This is a genomic window from bacterium, assembly GCA_035528375.1.
GTDB lineage: Bacteria > RBG-13-66-14 > RBG-13-66-14 > RBG-13-66-14 > RBG-13-66-14 > RBG-13-66-14.
Genome location: DATKYS010000045.1, coordinates 1 through 18,924, shown reverse-complemented (window position 1 = coordinate 18,924; position 18,924 = coordinate 1). Strand labels below are relative to the sequence as shown.

The window sequence follows — 18,924 nt, the reverse complement described above, 5'->3', positions numbered from 1 at the left end:
GCGGCGGCCGCCAGCCCGCGGCCCAGGGCCGCCGGGGAGGCTATCACCTTGGCGTCCGTCGGGGCCGAGCTGAGCGCCCAAGTCTCCAACAGACCGCCGGAGATGTCGGGACGGCCCATCACCAGCACCCGCGCGCCCGGGCCCACCGCGCCCGCCGGTATCTCAAGAGTCGCCGGCGCGTTGCGGCCGACCACTCCGCCGTCGTCGCCGATGTCGGCCTGCGAAAGAATGCCATCGAAGGAGGTCGTGCCGATGTTGCCCCCCAGGTCACTCGCCGTCACGTCTATGTCAGCCGTGCCGTCGTAGTCGGGGAGCGTCCAGAAAGCGGTGTAGATGCTGGGACCGTCGTCCCAGGTTCTGAAGGTTGTATCGCCGTTCTGGAAGCCGTTGAGCTCCCAGTAATGGGTATCCCCCTCAACGCCCTTGTCGTCCACCTCGGTGAAGTGCACGTCGTAGCGCGGGCAGGCGAAGAGCCGCTCGTTGGGGGTGGCGGTGAACTCGATGTGGGAGGTGAGGCCGGGGATCACGGCCAGTTGGAGCGCACCTCCGCTGGACGGGAGGAAGCTCGGGCCGTCGCGGTCCGAGGAGTCCACGGCGTTGATCCGGACCAGGAACTGCAGGTCTGAGCCCACGTCGCGGCGGACGTAGGGGACGAACGCGACCTCGCTGTACTTGGCGGCGTCGTAGACGCGGATGATCCCCTTGTCGCCGAAGATGTTCATCTCGGTCGAGAGGCCGTCCGGGGAGGTCTGGTCGGAATGCTGGCGGGCGTCGTTCTGCATCAGGATGTATACCCCGCCCCAGAACTTGGAATCCTCCTCGTTGTCGGGGTAGCCCTTGAAGGCGTAAACCATATCCTCGGGGATGGGTCCGAGCTGGAGGACGTGCATGTAGACCGAGCCGAGGCCGTCGGGGCAACCTTTGATGTTCACGTTCTCGTTGTCCATATCTACCTCGACCCCGGAGACGACCTGCGCGCCGGTGAACTCGCGGGTGCCGTCGGGCGCGACGTCGTTCACCAGGTCGTACGCCACGGCGGTCGGCTCCGACGGGAAGTCGATGCTGAAGCCGCTGTTGCTGAAGGAGTGGCCGGTGGTGTTCAGGTCGTCTATGTAGTAGAAGCCGTGGTTGTTGGCCGAGTTGCCGCCGCGGGACGCGCTGCGCTGGCCGGTGAACCAGTTCCACTCGACGAACTGGCCGTAGGCGTAGGCCAGGGCGCCCATGTCGTCCTCGAACTCCATGTCGGGGTAGATTTTGCGGAAGAGCTGATCGTAGCCGTCGTTGAAGTCGTACTCCGTCCCCTCGGCGGTGCGCTGCTCGTAGTTCTCCCAGATCATGGGGATGGCGTCCTTCTGCTGCTCCGTGTTCAGCATGTAGGTGAACAGCGCCGGGTCCTCGTAGAACAGGCTCTCGATGTAGTGGTTCCAGATGACGCCGTTGTACCAGGAGTAGTCCTCGTCGCGGGTGATCCCGACGTGGGTTTTCAACATGAAGGTGCCGATGCGGCCTTGCTGGTAGTCGTTGGCCAGGGGATAGGCCCTCTCCTCGCTCCAGACCGAGGTCTTCTCCTTGTGGTGGGTGGGGCTGTCCACGTCAATGCCGCCCTGGACGCCGTGGTTCAGCTCGTGGGCGGCGGTGGTCTTCTCCTCGTCCGACACCGAGTCGGGGTCCACGGTGTTGCGGAAGGCCATGTGGAAGCTGGCGTCGTCCTCGGGGGTCTCCTCGTAGTAGTAGTCGTACTGGCAGTAGGCCATGACGCCGGGGTCCATGCCGTCCTCGCCCATACTGCGGAAGTAGGCGTCGAAACGCTCCCAGTCCTCCTGGGTGTCGCCGTCGCAGTAGCCGTAGTCGGCGCCCTCGGGATACCAGTTGCCGTCCTTGACCGGGTAGTCGAATCCCAGCCAAGCATCGTCAATGAAGAGGCCGAGGGAGTACTCGAGACCCTCGGCCACCAGCTCGACGATGTCGGGAACGCCGTTGCTGTTGTCATCCTCGGGATACCACAGGGCGTGGGGCCCCACGCCGGCCCACCACATGCGGAAGTTGCCCTCGGGGGTGTCCCAGTGGTGGATGTCGGGGCCGGGGATGTCGTAACCTCGTCTGGCTCCGGGAGTGCCTTCCTGGGTGGGCCGTCCGAGGTACAGTTGGGCGTCGGCCAGGTCGCTCTCGTCGAAGAGCCCCTTGAGGACGCACATGTTGGCGTCGTAGATCAGCATGGTGCCGCAGACGCCGGCCAGGCTGTTGTCGCCCCGGTAGGCGTCGGGGATGCGGTCAGCGTCGCCGAAGGCGAGGTAGAGCTTGTAGAGGGCGTAGTCGGTGTAGGTGAGCTCACCCCGCTCGTAGGCCGACCCGATCAGCTCGATGGTGGTCGGCGGGCTTGCCGTGTTGGCGAAAGCTCCGGCCGCCAGCGTCAAGGCGATCAGAATGGCAAGGCCTTTGGTTCGCATTGAAAATCCCCTTTCTTGGAATAGCCGAAACGGGAAATGATACAGAAACTTTCCGGCGGCCATATTCACCCCGGGCGGTGAAGTCCGGTCACCAGCGGTCGAAAGAGGGTAAAGCGAAGAGCAGAGAATTCCATCCGGCATTTTACCACTAACATTCAAGGCGCGTCAACCCGCCGACCCCCCCGGATGTGGGGTTTCTGGATCCGGGCGGAAGCTCAATTTAGTAGGGGTTTCAGAGCGGGTACATCGCGTTCCGCCGGCACCCGAGCCCGGGGGTCAAGGGCACCCGGATTTTAAGGTAAAATAGACCTTTACCGCTTCACTCGGGGGGTGCGATGAGTTTCTCAGGATACGTGAGGCTGGCGCGGCCCTTCACCCTGCTGGCTCCCTTCTTCGGATTCGTCTGTTTCGCCCTGGTCGCCGCGGGCTCCCCCGTGGGGGGCGAGATCGGGCTCACCTGGGGCCTCGCGGTGAAGATTTTTTTCGGCGCCCTGGCCGCGGCCACTCTCAACATGGCCTCCAACACGGTGAACCAGATCTTCGACCGGGAGATAGACGCGGTGAACAAGCCGACACGGCCCCTGGTGACCGGCGAGGTGACCCTCCCGGGGGCGGCGGCGGCCTGCATCGCGTTCTGCATCGCGGCGATCGGCCTCTCGCTCCTGGTCAACCTGCGGTTTTTTATCATCGTCCTGGTCACCTGCCTCGTGACCTACTCTTACTCGGGCCCTCCCTTGAGGACGAAGCGCAACGCCTTCGCGGCCAACTTCACCATGGCGCTGCCCCGGGGGGGGCTCCTTGTAATCGCGGGCTGGAGCGCGGTGAAGCCCGTCTGGTTCGCCGAGCCCTGGTTCATCGCCGCCGTGTTTTTCCTCTTCATCCTCGGGGCCTCGACCACCAAGGACTTCGCCGACATGGAGGGAGACGCCCGGTACGGCTGCCGGACCCTGCCCGTGATGTTCGGGGTGCGCCGGGCGGCGTGGATAATCGCGCCCTTCTTCGTCGTCCCCTTCGGCCTGCTGTACCTCGGCCTGGCCCTGGGCGTCCTCGAGGGCGACGCGACGGCCCTTTCGATCCTGGCCGGAATCCTCGTCCTCTGGGGGGCGTACATAGTGAGCCTGATCCTCTCCGACCCGAACCGCCTGGCCACGGAGAGCAACCATCCGTCGTGGAAGCACATGTACCTTCTCATGGTGGTGAGCCAGATCGGCTTCGCCGTCAGCTACCTGGTGTGAGATTTGTGCCGATATGGCACGCCGAGGGAGCGGGGCGACTTAATGGCAGGTGAGCGGCCGGCGCACCGCCGTGGATTCCGGGCCGCCGGGAGCCGCGATGCGCCCCACAAACAGTTCGATCGCACCGCTCACGGCGACAACCCTTCGAATATCCATACCCGTCGTCGCGGAACCGGGATGCAACGCCCCGCGTCGCCCCCCGTGCGGGACTGGTACGGTAATTGCGTTGAACCAGGGCGAGGTGAGGGCAATGCGCACCGTGCTTTTGGCCGACGATAACCGCGAATGCCGCGATTCCCTGGCGCGGATGCTGAAACGCTGGGGCTGCCGGTTCCTGCCGGCCGTGGACGTCGCCGAGGCGCTGTGGCTTTTGGAAAAAACCACCCTGGACCTCGCCATCCTGGACCTCGAGATGCCGTTCGGGGGCGGTCTTTCGGTGCTCCAGCGGATCCGCGTCAGCCAGCCCGGCCTCCCGGTGCTGATGCTGACCGGATCGGCGACCCGGGAGTCGCTCCTGCGCGCGTACGCCGCCGGCGCCTACGGATTTCTGCCCAAGCCGGTGAGCGTAAACCTCCTGCGGCAGATGCTCGCCGAAGTCCTCACCACCTACATGCCGGCTCCGGTTCGGATGGGACCCGTATTCGTCTACGGGCCGGTAAAAGAAGGGACCAATAATGCGTAAAACAGCCTTCGCACTCGTTTTCCTCCTCGGGCTCGTCCTCTCCGCGCAGGCCCTGGATTCCAGGGACATCCTGGCCCTCTTGAACGCCGGAGCCCGGGACGAAGTTCTCATTGACGCCATCTTAAAAACCGGCTCCAAACCCATGTTCAGCGCCCAGGAGGTCGTCCTGGTGGACGACGATTACCGCGTGGATGCGGAGCTCATGTACCTGTGCCTCCAGGGCGAGCCGCTCTCACGGGACCACGTGATAAACCTCGCCCGCATTGATTTCGACGAGGACTACTTCATCAAGCTCATCGCCTCCCCGGGGATCAATTTCAAGGTCGAGACCGACGACTACATGGTCTACCGTAACCTGGACATGGACGAGGACGTGCAGCGGGCGATGATGGCCGCCAAACCGGTCGGCGTGGAGGTCGTGGAGACCCCGGAGAAGGTCAACCTCAACATCATCATAACCGGCGACGACTACCAGACCGGCAACGGCAGGACCATCTACTTCTACATCCTCTACGACGGGAACGTGCTGCGCGAGGTGGTGGACGACAAGATAGACACCATCATCGGCTCGGCCCGGTACAACAAGTTCATCTTCACCAGCTACACCGAGATGGTGGACCCGGGATCGCACAACGTGGCCGTGGCGCTGGTGCCTTCGGACCGCGGCAAGCCCTCCCAGAGCGAGATAAACGCGAACATCCTCTTCTCGAAACGGATAGAGCTGAGGGAGGGCTTCAACCAGCTCAACCTCCAGAGCCGGCTGATTCCGGGGACGGAATCCTACGAGCTCTTCGAACGTTAAAAAAAACCCGCGGGCGGATACGCCGCCCCGGGATCGGCGAACTATACGAGATACCGGAGGAAACACCCGTGTCCAAAGTAATCGGAATAGACCTGGGGACGACCAACTCCTGCGTGGCGGTGATGGAGGGCGGCGAGCCCACCGTCATCCCCAACGCCGAGGGCGGCCGCACCACCCCCAGCGTCGTCGCCTTCACCAAGGACGATGAACGCCTGGTGGGGCCGGTCGCCAAGCGGCAGGCCATCACCAACCCCGACAACACCGTCTTCTCGATCAAGCGCTTCATGGGCCGCAAGTTCGAGGAGGTCACCGAGGAGATAAAGACCGTCCCGTTCAAGGTCGTCAAGGCCGCCAACGGCGACGCCCAGGTCCAGATAGGCGACAAGACCTACACCCCGCCGGAAATCTCGGCCATGATTCTGCAGAAGATGCGGCAGACGGCCGAGGACTACCTGGGCGAGAAGGTGACCAAGGCCGTCGTCACCGTGCCGGCCTACTTCTCGGATTCCCAGCGCCAGGCTACCAAGGACGCGGGGAAAATCGCCGGCCTCGAGGTCCTGCGCATCGTCAACGAGCCCACGGCGGCCTCCCTGGCCTACGGCCTCGACAAGGGCGCCGAGCACAAGACCATCGCCGTCTTCGACCTGGGCGGCGGCACCTTCGATGTCAGCGTCCTCGAGCTCGGCGACGGCGTCTTCGAGGTCAAATCCACCAACGGCGACACCCACCTGGGCGGCGACGACTTCGACAAGCGGGTCATAGACTGGCTCGCCGACGAGTTCAAGAAGGAGCAGGGCATAGACCTGCGCTCCGACAAGATGGCGCTCCAGCGGCTCAAGGACGCCGCCGAGAAGGCCAAGTGTGAGCTCTCAACCGTCACCCGGACCCCGATAAACCTGCCCTTCGTCACCGCCGACGCCTCGGGGCCCAAGCACCTCAACGTGGAGCTCTCCCGGGCCGTGTTCGAGTCCCTGGTGGACGACCTTGTGGAGCGCACCGTGGAGCCGTGCAAAAAGGCCATGAGCGACGCCGGCGTAAAGCCCGCCGACATTGACGAGGTCATCCTGGTCGGCGGCTCCACCCGCATCCCCGCCGTGCAGGCCAAGGTCAAGGAGCTCTTCAAGCGCGAGCCGCACAAGGGCGTCAACCCCGACGAGGTGGTGGCCGTGGGTGCCGCCATCCAGGCCGGCATCTTGGCCGGCGAGGTGACCGACATCCTACTCCTGGACGTCACCCCGCTCTCCCTGGGCATCGAAACCCTGGGCGGCGTATTCACCCGGCTCATCGAACGCAACACAACCATCCCGGTCCACAAGAGCCAGATTTTCACCACCGCCGAGAACAACCAGACCACCGTGGAGGTCCACGTCCTGCAAGGCGAGCGCGAGATGGCGATGTACAACAAGACCATCGGGCGCTTCCACCTCACCGGCATCCCGCCCGCCATGCGCGGCGTGCCGCAGATCGAGGTCTCCTTCGATATAGACGCCAACGGCATCGTCAAGGTCTCGGCCAAGGACATGGCCACCAGCAAGCAGCAGGAGATAACCATCACCGCCTCGTCGGGGCTCACCGACAACGAGATAGACCAGATGGTCAAGGACGCCGAGAGCCACGCCGACGAGGACCGGAAGAAGCGCGAGGATGTGGACCTGCGCAACCAGGCCGACTCCGCCTGCTACGGCGCGGAGAAGCTCCTGAAGGACATGGAGGGCAAGGTCCCGGCCGACGACAAGGCCAAGATTGAAGCCGCCATGGGGCGGGTCCGCGAGGCGCTCAAGGGCGACGACACCGCCGAGGTCCGGTCGGCCATGGAAGGGCTCAACGGCGCACTGAATGAGCTCTCCGCCAAGCTCTACCAGCAGGCTGGTGCGCAGTCCGGTCAACCCGGCGGTGGACCGGGTCAGCCGGGCGGCGAGCCCGAGGGCGACGGCGTAGGTGATAAGGACGACGTCGTGGACGCCGACTACGAGGTCCTCGACGACGACGACAAGAAATAAATCCTGCCCCCTCTCCCCTCTCCCTTTTAGGGAGAGGGCTAGGGTGAGGGTAGGAACTCTCTCTCCCTGTAGAACGAGGATACGCTCATGGGCCGGCGATGAGGGCTATCCCCTCTCTCTCTTCTGGGGATGAGGCTCGGCCTCACGGGCTAGTGTGAGGGCCGCCTTAGAAAAAGCGCGGCGGCCCGCAGGGGATTTATCCCACGGGGCCGCCCTACATGGACGCAGCCTGGACTCGTGGCGCCCCATGTCCCCTCTCCCTTCTAGGGAGAGGCTCGCCTACGGGTTAGGGTGAGGGTCAAACCTAGATAAAACCAGAGGGCGGGTCGGCGGGCCCGCCCTTCGACCGACCTGAAGGTCCGGGCGGAATTAATCTATACTGAGTAAAACGAACCGGGTCCGAGACCCGACCAAATTCCACCTCCCCCAAAGGCGGAACCCATGCAGCAGGAGATTCGCGGCGCCCTGATGAAGGCGATTCAGGACACCAAAGGCGCCTTCGCCACCGTGCTGTTCGAGATGACCGGCATCATGGTGGACAAGGTGGACATCAGCGGCCGCTTCAACGTGGACAACGCCGCCATGTCCTACATCGGCGTCCTTCTGGCCGCCAAGAAGGCCTCCCTGGACTCCGGCGGCGACGGCCAAATCGCCAACATCATCGTCTCCTCGAACATGACCCACGTCGTCTTCGCCCCCGTTTCCGAGAACTACCTCGTCGGGATGGGGGTCTTCCTCGGGGGCAACCTGGGCCAGGCGCTCTTGACCATGCGCCGCCTGAAGGACTACCTCGGCCCCCTCATCGAGGGACATGGAGAAGAGAAGAAAGCCTGAGCCGGCGGATTTTGGGCAACCGTCCGCCCCGGAGCGCGACGCGGAGGTCCCGGTGACCGAAAAGCCGGAACCGCGGCCGCCCGCGCCCGAGGAGGAGCTGGCGGAGCTCCGGGACAAATACCTCCGCCTGGCCGCCGATTTCGACAATTTCCGCAAGCGCAGCCTGGCGCAGGGTCATCTGGTCCGCGCCGAGGCGTACCGGACGCTGCTGGCGAGCATCCTGCCGGCGGTGGACGATCTGCACCTCGCCGCCGCCCACGACACCGCCGACGAGGCTTACCGCGCCGGGATTTTACGGGTCATCGAGAAGCTGGACGCCGCCCTGGCTGTCGTGGGGGTGGAGCGCATGGATCCCCTGGGGAAGCCCTTCGATCCCCGCTTCCACGCGTGCCTGGCGGTCCGGCCCGCGCCCGACGCCGAGCCCGGCACCGTCATCGCTGTCCACGCCTACGGCTACCTGTGGGGGGACGTGGTCCTGCGCCCGGCGCAGGTGGTGGTGGCCCAGTCCCCCGCCGACGGAGAGGGGACCGACGGATGGGGCGGCGCCGATGGCTAAGGATTTTTACCAGATTCTGGGCGTGCCGGAGAACGCCTCCGAGGCCGACATCAAGCGCGCCTACCGCGAGCTGGCCAAGAAATACCACCCCGACCGCAACAGCGGGAACTCCGACGCCGAGAACCGCTTCAAGGAGATCGGCGAAGCCTACTCCGTCCTCTCCGACAAGACGAAGCGGGAGCAGTACGACACCATCCGGCGCTACGGCGGTTCCTACGACCCGCGCATGGGCGGGCAGCCCGGCGCCGGGGGCTTCGGCGGGCGGGGCTTCAACCCGGGCGACCTCTTCGGCGGCGGAGGCGGCGTCGGCGACCTCTTCGAGCAGTTCTTCGGCGGCGCCGCGCGCGGACGCGCCCGCTCCACCCGCCGGGCCGGCGAGGACATCACCCTCACCATCGGCGTGGATTTCCTCACCGTGGCCCTGGGAGGGAAGGTCAAGCTCCGCGTCCCCGCCTCGGGCGTCTGCCCCGTGTGCAAGGGCTCGGGCGGCAAGCCGGGGACGAGCTATGAAACTTGCAGTGACTGCGGCGGCACCGGCCGCGTGACCAAGTCCCAGGGCGGATTCGCCCTGAGCCAGACCTGCCCCCACTGCCTCGGCCGGGGGGTGATTCCGGCGGAGACCTGCTCCGCCTGCTACGGCACCGGCCGCGCCCAGGGGGACACCGCCCTCTCGGTGACCGTTCCCGCCGGTATCTCCGAGGACCAGAAGATACGCATCCCGGGCCGCGGCGAGCCCGGCGTCAACGGCGGCCCCCCCGGCGACCTCTACGTCCGCGTCCGCGCCAACCCCCACCCCCGCTTCCGCCGCGAGAGCTGCGACATTTACACCGAGGAGGAGATACCGCTGACCGCCGCCATCCTCGGCGGCGAGGTCTACACCCAGACCATCCACGGCGAGGTCTGCGCCAAGGTGCCGCCGGGGACCCAGCCCGGCACCAAGCTCCGCCTCAAGCGCAAGGGCATCCACGCCGAGAAGAGCGGCCGCATCGGCGACCACTTCATCGTCCTGGCGGTCGCCATCCCCAAGAAGCTCACCAAAAGGCAGCGCGAGCTGATCGAGGAGTTCGCGAAAATCGGCGGCTAGGCCCGCCGGGGTTGACACATCCCCGGCCCTCTGGCAAAATACGTCCGCTTCCCCCGTCGGGGAGCGGATTTGCGATCCTCGGTAGCTCAATGGTAGAGCAATCGGCTGTTAACCGATTGGTTGCTGGTTCAAGTCCGGCCCGAGGAGCCACGGGGACCCGCGAGGGTTCCCTCTTTTTAACCGACAGGGAGCGGGGTTTGACACGGGAAACGCCCCCGGATTATCCTCCGGGGGTCGTCAATCCACGGCGGGAGAAGCGATGTCGAACCTCTTCACCCTCGGCGAGGCGCTGTCCGTCGCCCGGCGCATAGAGCTGGCCGGCGAGGCCTTCTACGGCGAGGCCCTGGAGCGGGCCGTCAAGCCCGAGGCCCAGGAGCTCTTCCGCTTCCTCCGGGACCAGGAGCGCGTCCACTACGCCGTTTTTTCCGAGATGCTCCGGGCGACCCCCGAGGGGGAAAAGCCCCTGGACGAGCAGACCTCGCGCTTCATGGACGCCGCCGTCCGCGACCACACCCTCACCACCGCCGAGGCGGCGAAGGGGCTGGCCGCGACGGGCGACACGGCGGCGCTCGTGGAGGTCGCCCTGGGCTTCGAGCGCGAGACGATCCGCTTTTTCGGAAAAGTCAAGGAGGTGGCGCGGGGGATAGACCGGAACCGGCTGGAGCGGATCATCGAGGAGGAGCACCGGCACGTGGAGCGCCTCGAGGCGTACCGGAAGAGCTTGGGGGCTTGAGCGGGCCGCCGCATTTTATTCAAAGGAAGCCCTCACCCCAACCCTCTCCCACAGGGAGAGGGAGACCGCTGCATACGTGGGTTGCGATGATGTAGGGGCCGACCGACGGCGAGCCGTTCAGGTCAGCCCGATTTTAAATGTGTAGGGCGGCCCCTCCGCGGGCCGCCGCGTTTTGTTCAAAGGAAGCCCTCACCCCAACCCTCTCCCACAGGGAGAGGGGGACCGCTGCATACGTGGGTTGCGATGATGTAGGGCGGCCCCTCTGCGGGCCGCCGCGAAATGCGATGACGTAGGGGCGGGTGTCCACACCCGCCCGTTCCACCTTCCCGATCCTGTCCCTCACCCCGGCCCAAGGGCGAGCCTCCCCGACCGGCCGCATTCAGCGCAAGAGTTCCCGCAGGCCCGGGGGCACCTCGCAGCCGGGGTCCAGCGACCGGGCCTCCTCGAGCCACATCCGCGCCTCGTCTTCTTTTCCCAAATTGAGAGCCAACCGGGCCAGGGCGATGCGGGCGCCGAGGTCCAGGGGCGCGGCGTGGGCTCGTTTCTCCCACAGGGCGTAGGCCTCGGAATAATTGCCCAGCTCCTCCTGCACCGCGGCCAGGAGCCCGGCCGCCGACTCGTCGCCCGGCGCCAGGTCGTAGGCCCCCCGAGCCCAGTCCAGCGCCTCGGCCAGGAACTCCGCGGCCAGCTCCGATTCCCCCCGCTCCCGGTACGACAACCCCCGGTCCAGCGCCAGCCGCCCCAGGGCCACCCGGGGCTGGATCAGGTCCGGCCAGAGCCCCAGGGCGCTCAGGTACAGCCGCTCACCCTCGGCGATTTTGCCCAGCGCGATCTTCGTCGCCGCCAGGTCCACCAGGGCCGGGGCGTGCGCGGGGTGGAGAGCCACCGAGCGCTCCAGGACCGCCTCCGCCTCGTCCAGCCTGCCGGTCTGACGCAGGTTGAAGGCCAGGGGGCCGAGGACCCAAGCCCGCTCGTCACCGGCCTCCACCGCCCGGGCGTACTCGAGGGCCGCATGGGCGTAAAGGTCGTTCCGCTCGAGGTCCGTCGCCTCGTCGAGCGCGGCGACGGCGACGGGGTTGGGCGGCAGGTCCTCGAACGCCACCGGCTCTTCGCCGAGGCCCATCCGCCCACCCAAAACCACCAGCGCCCCCAGCGGCCAGGCGAGGTGGGCCCAGCGCGGCATCCCCTCCCGCGCCAGAATCAGCGCGGCCAGACCGACTCCCAGGGCGGCCAGGGCGATACGGCTCCACAGGGGCTGGGGCAGCAGGATAACAATGAGAACTCCCAGCGATGCGGTCACCGCGGCGAAGACGCGTCGGCCCCTGTCCTTGAAGAGGCCGCCCACGAGCGCCTCCGGCCGCAGCTCCAACACACCCGCGCCGAGAACCGCAACGGCCAGCACGCCCCAGGTCAGCGCGCCGGGGAGCGCCGTGGTCACCGCCCCGCCGATGAACGCCGCCAGTCCCACGCCCAGGGCGGCGACCGCCGAGACGCCGATGAAAAGACCCGACAGAGGCCAGACGCGCCGCAGGTTCAACGGGCGCAGGTGGAGGAAGGCCTGCGCCGCCGCGAACACCGCCAGCGTCCCCAACAGGTAGTAATTCACCGTCCCGGCGCAGCCCGCGGCCAACAGGAGGCAGACGACCCCGACGTTCCTCCGCTCCCGGTCGGTGAGCGGGCCGTCGTTTACACTGGAGGGTTTATCCCCCGGCGCGTCCTTGGGCAGCAGCATCCGTATCCCCAGCGCGGCGTGGAACACGGCCAGGACCGCGCCGAGCATCGCCATCCAGTCCAGCGGATTGTCCAGAGGAAGCCCGGCCCCCACCGCCCGCCAGCCCAGCCAAAGCCCGACGCCCGTCGCCAGGGCGTACCCGCCGGTGTCGAGGCGGAAGGCCCAGCGCGCGACCTCCTTCAGCTTTTTTCTTCCGTAAACCAGGAGCCACAGGGCCAGGAGCGGGGTCAGGTACAACAGGTCCAACAGCGCCGTGGAGTAGTCGGAGAGGTCCAGCGCCGGCCGCAGGACCAGCCCCCGCGTGCCGAAGAGCGCCGCCACGTGCGGGATGCCGGACCCGCAGGCCCGCAGCAGATGGTGGAAGATGTAGGGCAGGCTGAAGACGTTGACCATCACGAAGAAGATGACCGGCAGGCTCACCAGCGCGATCCAGATTTTCTTCCGCTTGAGGTAGACGTAATACCCGCCCAGAATCACACCCAGCGCCGCCTCGAGCCGCACCCCCGCCGTGGCCCCCGCGAACTCCACCCCCGGGTTGAAGTAGTTGCCGACGCTCCACCAGAACCGCCCGGGCTGGATGGGCAGGTAGCTGATTTTCGCCCCGGCGTGGCCCGCGACCAGCTCGAAGAGCGGCGGGAGGACGGTCAGCGCCCAGGCGACGACGAGCACCTTGGTCACCCGCTCCACCCGCTCGCCGGAGAGCGCCGCCAGGACCAGCGGTATGAGCACGATGCCGGGCAGGTAGGCCAGGGGGAAGTGGACCAGGAAGGCGGCGGGGTAGTAGAGGGGAGAGCCCGCGGCCAGCGCCTCGAAGACGTTGCGGAAGGCGAACACGGCGGCCAGGAGCGCCAGCGCACGCCCGAGGGTGACGGGTGCCGACTCGAAGTAGTCCAGCAGCCGGACGACCCGATCCTCGACCCAGCGGTAGGCTTTGAAGCTCATGGAACGACCGTCGGATGGCGTTGAAAGAAGAATTATACCATCCCCGAGCCCGCCTCCGGGGAGTCGTGTTGACAGCGCCCCGTCAGTGTACTATTTTATGGATGTGGAAAAGGAGGCGGAGATGTCCAGCATTCTAAAGCGTTTTATTCTGCCGGTTCTGGCGCTCCTCGGCCTGACGCCGGCCTTTGGCTCATGGAATTACTCCATCCTCACTGAGTTTCTCTGGGATTACGCACCGTACGCCGGACCCGCGGTTTACCACGGGGGTTCCACCTGGCGCGTAGTCGTGATTGAGCACGGTGGCTACCGTTACCGGTACGAGGGGGATGGGATTAGCTGGGGCGAAGTAGGAGATTTATTCGATACGCCCACCTATTATGTTTTTGCCATTGATAGTGACGGGGGGAGTTTTTGGGCCATATACAGCGATGGGAACCGAATGATGCTCTACAATGGATCTTCATCCTACGACACCGGCATCACCTGGGACATAGACAACTACCACGATTTCTGTCCGCTGTACAACTACCCGTCCGCCTTCGCCTTCGAATCCTACGGTACCCTGTACACCGCCTATGTATCGGGCAACGACGTAGAAACGTATGCCGAATGGGATGGGTGCGACGGCGACGTATCACACGTGTACTGGCCGGACCTGGGGGTTTTCGTCTTCGGCAGGTTCGGCGTGTACTATAGACTCATCGAAGTAGGTGTGGGCTCCACCGACTACTACATCGGAGCGGGCAGTGAGGCCGAGGGGTGGGTCACCGAGGATGGAACGGTGTATATCGCCTACGTCAACGCGAACCATGAGCTGCACGTAATCACCGACACCGTATCCGACGAGCCGGTTGACGAGTACCTTGCGACCGATCAGTACAACATCAACCACCCCCAGCTCTTCGCCGACGCTGACGGTCCTATCGTCGCCACCGACATAATGTTCTATTACAAAAACTGCCAGGGGGATTGGTACGGAGAGCAGTACAAGAGCTGGGATAACCTGGAAGAGGCTTCGTGCGTTTTCCGCCAGGATGGAAAAATCTTTATCATAGGGCGGAAAGGACTCTCCGAATATTCGTGGGGAATGGTCTCTTTCTACAACGACTGGCATTCGGATGCCCCCGTCGTCAACCTCCAGGGACGGGCGACCGACGACGGCGTCCTCGCGTCCTGGGTCGAGGAGGCCGGGCTCGCGGGGTCGAGCTGGACGCTGGAGCGCGACGGCGAAGAGCTGGCGAGTCTTTCCGGCGACGCCGAGTACAGATACCTGGACCGGAACCTCCCCGGCCCCGGCGTGTACCGCTACTCCCTCTCCGTGACGCCGCCGGGCGGGGATTCCTTCCGCGTGGGTCCGGTGGAGGTGCGGGTCGATGGAGACGTCCTCGCCCGTCCGGTGCTTAACGCACCCTACCCCGACCCGGCCGGGGCCGTCGTGACGCTTGAATACGCCCTTCCGGCCGATTGCACCGCCGCGAGGTTGGCCGTCTACGACCTGGCGGGCCGCCGGATTTCCGTGTTAAATCTCGAACCCGGCGGGCACGCCGTGGAGGTGGACTGCTCCGGCTACGCCCCGGGCGTTTACACCGCCGTCCTGGAGGCCTCCGGTGAAAAGGTTACCCGCCGCCTGGTTATCGCCCGCTGACGCCGGACCGGAAATAAAAAAGGGAGCTAACGGCTCCCTTTTTTCGCGCCGACGAGATTAAACCAGCTCGTCGTAGCCGGAGAATTTCTTGAAGGTTCCCCTCTTCCAGGAGCACACCGGGCAGAAATCGGGCAGGGGGTTATCCCCGGAGACGATGTGCGTGTAGCCGCAGTTGGGGCAGATGTAAACGTCGCCGATGGCCCAATCCTTCCCGGAATCCACGGACCGCTTGGCGTCGGCGTACATGACCGCGTGAATCTTCTCCGCCTCGATGGCGAAGTGGATGCTCCTCTCGGCGTCCTTCTCACCCTGGAGCTTGGCGATTGCGTCGTAGGCCGGGTACATCTCGTCCACCTCGAAGTTCTCGCCCTCGATGGCGGTCTGGAGGTTGTCGCCCGTGCCCTTCAACCCCCCGAGCGCCTTGAGATGATTGGTCGCGTGGACGCGCTCGGCGTAGCTGACGGCGCGGAAGAGCTTGGCGACGTTGGCCAGGCCGGCCTTGTGGGCCTCGTCGGCGAAGGCGGCGTACTTCATGTGGGCCTGGGACTCGCCGGCGAAGGCGGCCCAGAGGGACTGCTCGGTCATCTTGTGCATGGGGACTCCTCGGGAACGGTTGAGGCTCTCGCCTAAGGCAAGGGGTTTAAACCCCTTGTCTCTACTATCGTGGAGGACGGTCGTTGTAGTCTGCCCGCCTATTTTACACGAAAGGTGGGACCGGGGGTTAAGTGGACGGCTTCTCAATCAGCATTCGCACATAAATCGTTCACCCGGGGGATAAAAAAGGGGACGGTCGGCGCATCGCCTCCGCCCCGTTCGCAAAAAAACTTCCGGTTCAATCGAGAATCTCGAAGGCATCCAGGTCGGCACCGCACTCCGGGCAGATCCAGTCGTCCGGCAGGTCATCGAAGCCGGTTCCGGGCTCGATGTCACCCGCCGGATCACCGCGCCGGGGGTTGTACACGTAACCGCAAACGGTGCATTCGTATTTCTCCAATGTGCCTCCTTGGCTGGACCGTTCGGCCCCGGTTGGACGCGGTTCGTCTTTCACCCAATGCGTGGCTGAGCCTAGGGGAATTATCGCCATCTTTTCAAAAAAAGCAAGCATTTTTCGCCGGGCGTCAAGGAGGCGGGGGTGGGGCGACGCGGTTCCGCGCCGGGAAACCGGGCGAAGGCCCGCCCCGGCGAGTCGCCGTGGCCGATTCCGCTACGGGCGCTCGTTTCCCTTCCCGAAAAAACTCCGCGAGCTGCGTCTAAATTCTCTCGAACGCATCCGGTGGGACCGGGGCCGGCTCCGCGACGCGGACTTTCTTCAGGACGAAGCGGTCCCCGCGAGCACCACCCTATATCTTCTCGAACGCGTCCTTATCCGCCCCGCACACCGGGCAGACCCAGTCGTCGGGCAGGTCGTCGAAGGCGGTGCCGGGCTTGACGCCCGAGTCCGGGTCGCCCTTCTTCGGGTCGTAGATGTAGCCGCAGATGGTGCACTCGTACTTGTCCATGCCGACTCCTCTCGAATGTCGGGCGTTGGGATGATTCGTCAATTCACGCTCAGCGGGGCTTCTCCTCTAATCCGCGCCGGAAGCAGGCCAGGTTGCGCTCGAGGTGCGAGGGCTTGCTCTGAGCCTTTATTCCCTCCTCGAGGAGCCGCCCGTCGAAGGGCAGGGCGCCGGTCGCCGCCAGCGCCCCCAACAGGACGGCGTTGGACGAAATCCAGCTCCCCCGCTCCACGGCGAAGGCGGTGGCGTCCAGGGCGATGACCCGCCCGGCGAACCCCTCGAACGCGGCGATAATCTCCTCCACCGGCGGGTAAGGTTCCCTCTCCAGCCGCACCCACAGCGGGTCTATCTTCGAGGTGTTGATGAGGACGACGCCGCCCCGGCGCAGATACCGGCTCGAGCGGGCGGCCTCCACCGGCTCCAGGGCGAAGAGGACGTCGGCCTCGCCCGGGACGATGAGGGGGCTGGAATCGGGCGCCCCGCCGATGCGCACGGTGGAAACGACCACACCGCCGCGCTGGGCCAGCCCGTGGGTCTCCACGCTCCTCACCGGGACCCCGGCGGTCTCGGCCGCCGAGGTAATCACACGGGAGGCGGCACCGACACCCTGGCCCCCGACACCGACGATGTAGATGCAGCAGGTCTCTGCCATCCGCCACACCTCCTAGTACGCGCGCTCGTATTCCAGGTCCTGTTCGATGGCTCCCACCGGACATATCTGTGCACAACATCCGCAGCCGATGCAGAGCTCCGGGTTTATCTGCACCCCGCCCGAGTCCTCGAATGAGAAAGCGGGGCAGCAGAAATACTTTATGCAGGTCTTCTTGAGCCGGCACTTGTCCCGGTTGACCCGGTAGGGCGGCGGCATCTTCCCCTCGCGCTTCCAGGCGCGCGTGGTGTAGAGCATGCACGGGTGCTTGAGGATAACCACCGCCGGGCCGTCGAACTCCAGCCCCTTCTTCACCGCCTCGCGCACCGCCTTGATGTCCCAGGCCTCCACCTCGTCAATGTACGGCACGCCGATGGCGGAGAGGACGGCCTTGGGGTCAATGGCCGGCCGCGGGCCCTCCCGGTTCCGGCCCGACCGGGGGTTGGGCTGGTGGCCGGTCATGGCCGTTATCTCGTTGTCCATCAACAGAACCGTCACGTCGTGATCGTTCCAGACGGCGTTTATGAGCCCCGGTATGCCGGCGTGGAAGAAGGTCGAGTCGCCCAAAAAGGAAGTCACCTTGCCCTCGGGCAGGACGTGCCCCACGCCCTGGGCCACGCTGGGGCCGGCCCCCATGCACACCAGGCTCTCCCCCAGCTCGTAGGGCGGGAAGTAGCTCATGGTGTGGCAGCCGATGTCGGCCTGGGGGTGCCCGTGCAGGCCCACGGCCATCTTCGTGCCGTAGACGGCGGAGCGGTGGCCGCAGCCGGGACAGAGCTGCGGCAGGCGCGCCGGCGCTTTATCCGCCAAATCCAGTACTTCCAAAGGATACTCCCGCCCGAGCCTTTCGGCCAAAAATTCCGCGATGCGTCCCGGGTCCAGCTCGCCCAGGTGGGCCTCGAAAGCGCCGTCGCCCGAGCGGAGCTTCTTGCCCAGGCCGGTTATTTTCGTACCCAGACCCTCCTCGTAGGCCAGCGCCTTGAGCTCGGTCTCCACCACCGGGTCCAGCTCCTCGATAACCAGGACCTCGCCGCGGGCCTTGCAGAACTCGACCAGCCTCTTCCGCGGCAGGGGGTAGGAGAGGCCGAGCTTGAAGATGTGCGCCCCCCGGCCCAGGAGGTCGAGGGCGGTCCGGGTGTTGAGGTAGGCCGCGCCGCCGGTGATTATCCCGAAGCCGACGTCCTCGCCCGGCGCCTCGACCGTCCGGTTCCACGGTCCCTCCTCGGCGTATTTTTCGAAAATATCCAGCCGCTCCAGCGCCCGCCGCTTCATCACCAGAAAATCCTTGGCGATGGGCACCTGGATGCGCTTGGGCACCCCCTCGGGCTCGGGAAGATTATCCGGCAGCGGGCCGAGCTCCACCTCCATCGTGGCGTGGCACACACGGGTGGTCACCCGGATCAGGACCGCCGTCCGGTGCTCCCGCGCCTTCTCGACGGCCCATTTGAACATCGCCTTGGCCTCGGGGGCGTCCGAGGGCTCGAGCATGGGGATGTAGGCCATCCGGGGGAAATGGCGGTCGTCCTGCTCGTTCTGCGAGGAGTAGGCGGCGGGGTCGTCGCCGACGATTACCACCATCCCGCCGGGCAGCTCGTAGAGCGGGAGCTGGACCACGGCGTCCGAGGCCACGTTCAGCCCGACGCTCTTCATGAACACCACGCTGGGGTGGCCGGCCAGCGCCGCCCCGAGGGCGAACTCCGTCGCCACTATCTCGTTGGTCGAATACTCGAAGAAGAGGCTCGGCGCGTGGGCGTCCAGGATGGCCCGGGCGATCTCCGGGGTGGGCGAGCCGGGGTAGGTTGTCGCCACGCGGACCCCGGCCTCGAACATCCCGCGGACCAGGGCGTAGTTGCCCATCAGGAGCTCGCGCTTCCCGGCGGGCGCGGTGTAGAGTGAGGTCGGCTCGGCCATCTGGCGCCTCTTTTTAAAAAAGCCATAGAACTACGCGGGCGAGTCTAGGATAAAAATCCCGGGCTGTAAACCGGGGAATTTAAATGAGACGATGCACAACGGTCGGTTCACACATCGCTGCGATAATGTAGGGGCCGACCTTTAGGTCGGCCCGCCCCACACCCCCACCCACACCC

16 protein-coding genes and 1 tRNA gene are annotated in these 18,924 nt (G+C 65.6%); 10 read left to right on the top strand and 7 right to left on the bottom strand.

From position 1 onward, the window contains the following. Positions 1-2,447 (bottom strand): hypothetical protein (locus VM054_03340; protein ID HUT98086.1); only part of this gene is annotated, 2,447 nt, incomplete at its 3' end. A 335-nt stretch (positions 2,448-2,782) separates the two neighbouring features. Between VM054_03340 and VM054_03335 the strand changes: the two genes are divergently transcribed. From VM054_03335 to VM054_03295, 9 genes are all read left to right on the top strand, one after another. Next, positions 2,783-3,682 (top strand): UbiA family prenyltransferase, encoded by a 900-nt coding sequence (locus tag VM054_03335; GenBank protein HUT98085.1) that lies wholly within the window; start codon positions 2,783-2,785, stop codon positions 3,680-3,682. A gap of 250 nt (positions 3,683-3,932) precedes the next feature. After that, entirely contained in the window at positions 3,933-4,364 is a 432-nt protein-coding gene (locus tag VM054_03330; protein HUT98084.1) for a response regulator, read from the top strand. Then, entirely contained in the window at positions 4,357-5,166 is an 810-nt protein-coding gene (locus VM054_03325) for a hypothetical protein (protein HUT98083.1), read from the top strand. The genes VM054_03330 and VM054_03325 overlap by 8 nt, the downstream gene beginning before the upstream one ends. A 68-nt stretch (positions 5,167-5,234) precedes the next feature. After that, positions 5,235-7,166: a molecular chaperone DnaK gene (gene dnaK, locus VM054_03320; protein HUT98082.1), complete on the top strand. Its 1,932-nt coding sequence runs from the start codon at positions 5,235-5,237 to the stop codon at positions 7,164-7,166. A 441-nt stretch (positions 7,167-7,607) separates the two neighbouring features. Continuing rightward, positions 7,608-8,000 (top strand): hypothetical protein, encoded by a 393-nt coding sequence (locus tag VM054_03315; protein HUT98081.1) that lies wholly within the window; start codon positions 7,608-7,610, stop codon positions 7,998-8,000. Positions 8,001-8,052: 52 nt separating this feature from the next. After that, entirely contained in the window at positions 8,053-8,556 is a 504-nt protein-coding gene (locus VM054_03310) for a nucleotide exchange factor GrpE (GenBank protein HUT98080.1), read from the top strand. Continuing rightward, positions 8,549-9,640, top strand: coding sequence for a J domain-containing protein (locus VM054_03305; protein ID HUT98079.1), 1,092 nt, complete (start codon positions 8,549-8,551; stop codon positions 9,638-9,640). Before VM054_03310 ends, VM054_03305 begins: the two co-directional genes overlap by 8 nt. A 75-nt stretch (positions 9,641-9,715) precedes the next feature. Next, a tRNA-Asn gene (locus tag VM054_03300) sits at positions 9,716-9,790 on the top strand. Between the two features lie 109 nt (positions 9,791-9,899). Further along, positions 9,900-10,373, top strand: a complete 474-nt coding sequence (locus VM054_03295; protein ID HUT98078.1) for a ferritin family protein — start codon at positions 9,900-9,902, stop codon at positions 10,371-10,373. A 379-nt stretch (positions 10,374-10,752) separates the two neighbouring features. On the opposite strand, the gene VM054_03290 is transcribed toward VM054_03295, so the two are convergent. Next, complete coding sequence (locus tag VM054_03290; GenBank protein ID HUT98077.1) at positions 10,753-13,047, bottom strand: hypothetical protein; 2,295 nt, start codon at positions 13,045-13,047, stop codon at positions 10,753-10,755. Between the two features lie 121 nt (positions 13,048-13,168). On the opposite strand from VM054_03290, the gene VM054_03285 reads away from it, so the two are divergent. Then, positions 13,169-14,692: a T9SS type A sorting domain-containing protein gene (locus VM054_03285; protein HUT98076.1), complete on the top strand. Its 1,524-nt coding sequence runs from the start codon at positions 13,169-13,171 to the stop codon at positions 14,690-14,692. A gap of 57 nt (positions 14,693-14,749) precedes the next feature. Here the strand turns inward: VM054_03285 and VM054_03280 are convergent, their stop codons facing one another. The 5 genes from VM054_03280 to VM054_03260 all read right to left on the bottom strand — a co-directional run bounded on the left by VM054_03280 (position 14,750) and on the right by VM054_03260 (position 18,748). Further along, the gene (locus tag VM054_03280) at positions 14,750-15,286 is read right to left on the bottom strand and encodes a rubrerythrin family protein (GenBank protein ID HUT98075.1); all 537 of its coding nucleotides are present in this window, start codon (positions 15,284-15,286) and stop codon (positions 14,750-14,752) included. 238 nt (positions 15,287-15,524) lie between these two features. After that, positions 15,525-15,686 carry a rubredoxin gene (locus VM054_03275; protein HUT98074.1) on the bottom strand — a complete coding sequence of 54 codons (162 nt, stop codon included), beginning with the start codon at positions 15,684-15,686 and terminating at the stop codon, positions 15,525-15,527. Positions 15,687-16,032: 346 nt separating this feature from the next. Then, positions 16,033-16,191, bottom strand: coding sequence for a rubredoxin (locus tag VM054_03270; GenBank protein ID HUT98073.1), 159 nt, complete (start codon positions 16,189-16,191; stop codon positions 16,033-16,035). A gap of 49 nt (positions 16,192-16,240) precedes the next feature. Beyond that, positions 16,241-16,840 carry an indolepyruvate oxidoreductase subunit beta gene (locus VM054_03265; GenBank protein HUT98072.1) on the bottom strand — a complete coding sequence of 200 codons (600 nt, stop codon included), beginning with the start codon at positions 16,838-16,840 and terminating at the stop codon, positions 16,241-16,243. 12 nt (positions 16,841-16,852) lie between these two features. Further along, complete coding sequence (locus VM054_03260; GenBank protein ID HUT98071.1) at positions 16,853-18,748, bottom strand: thiamine pyrophosphate-dependent enzyme; 1,896 nt, start codon at positions 18,746-18,748, stop codon at positions 16,853-16,855. Positions 18,749-18,924 lie beyond the last annotated feature (176 nt).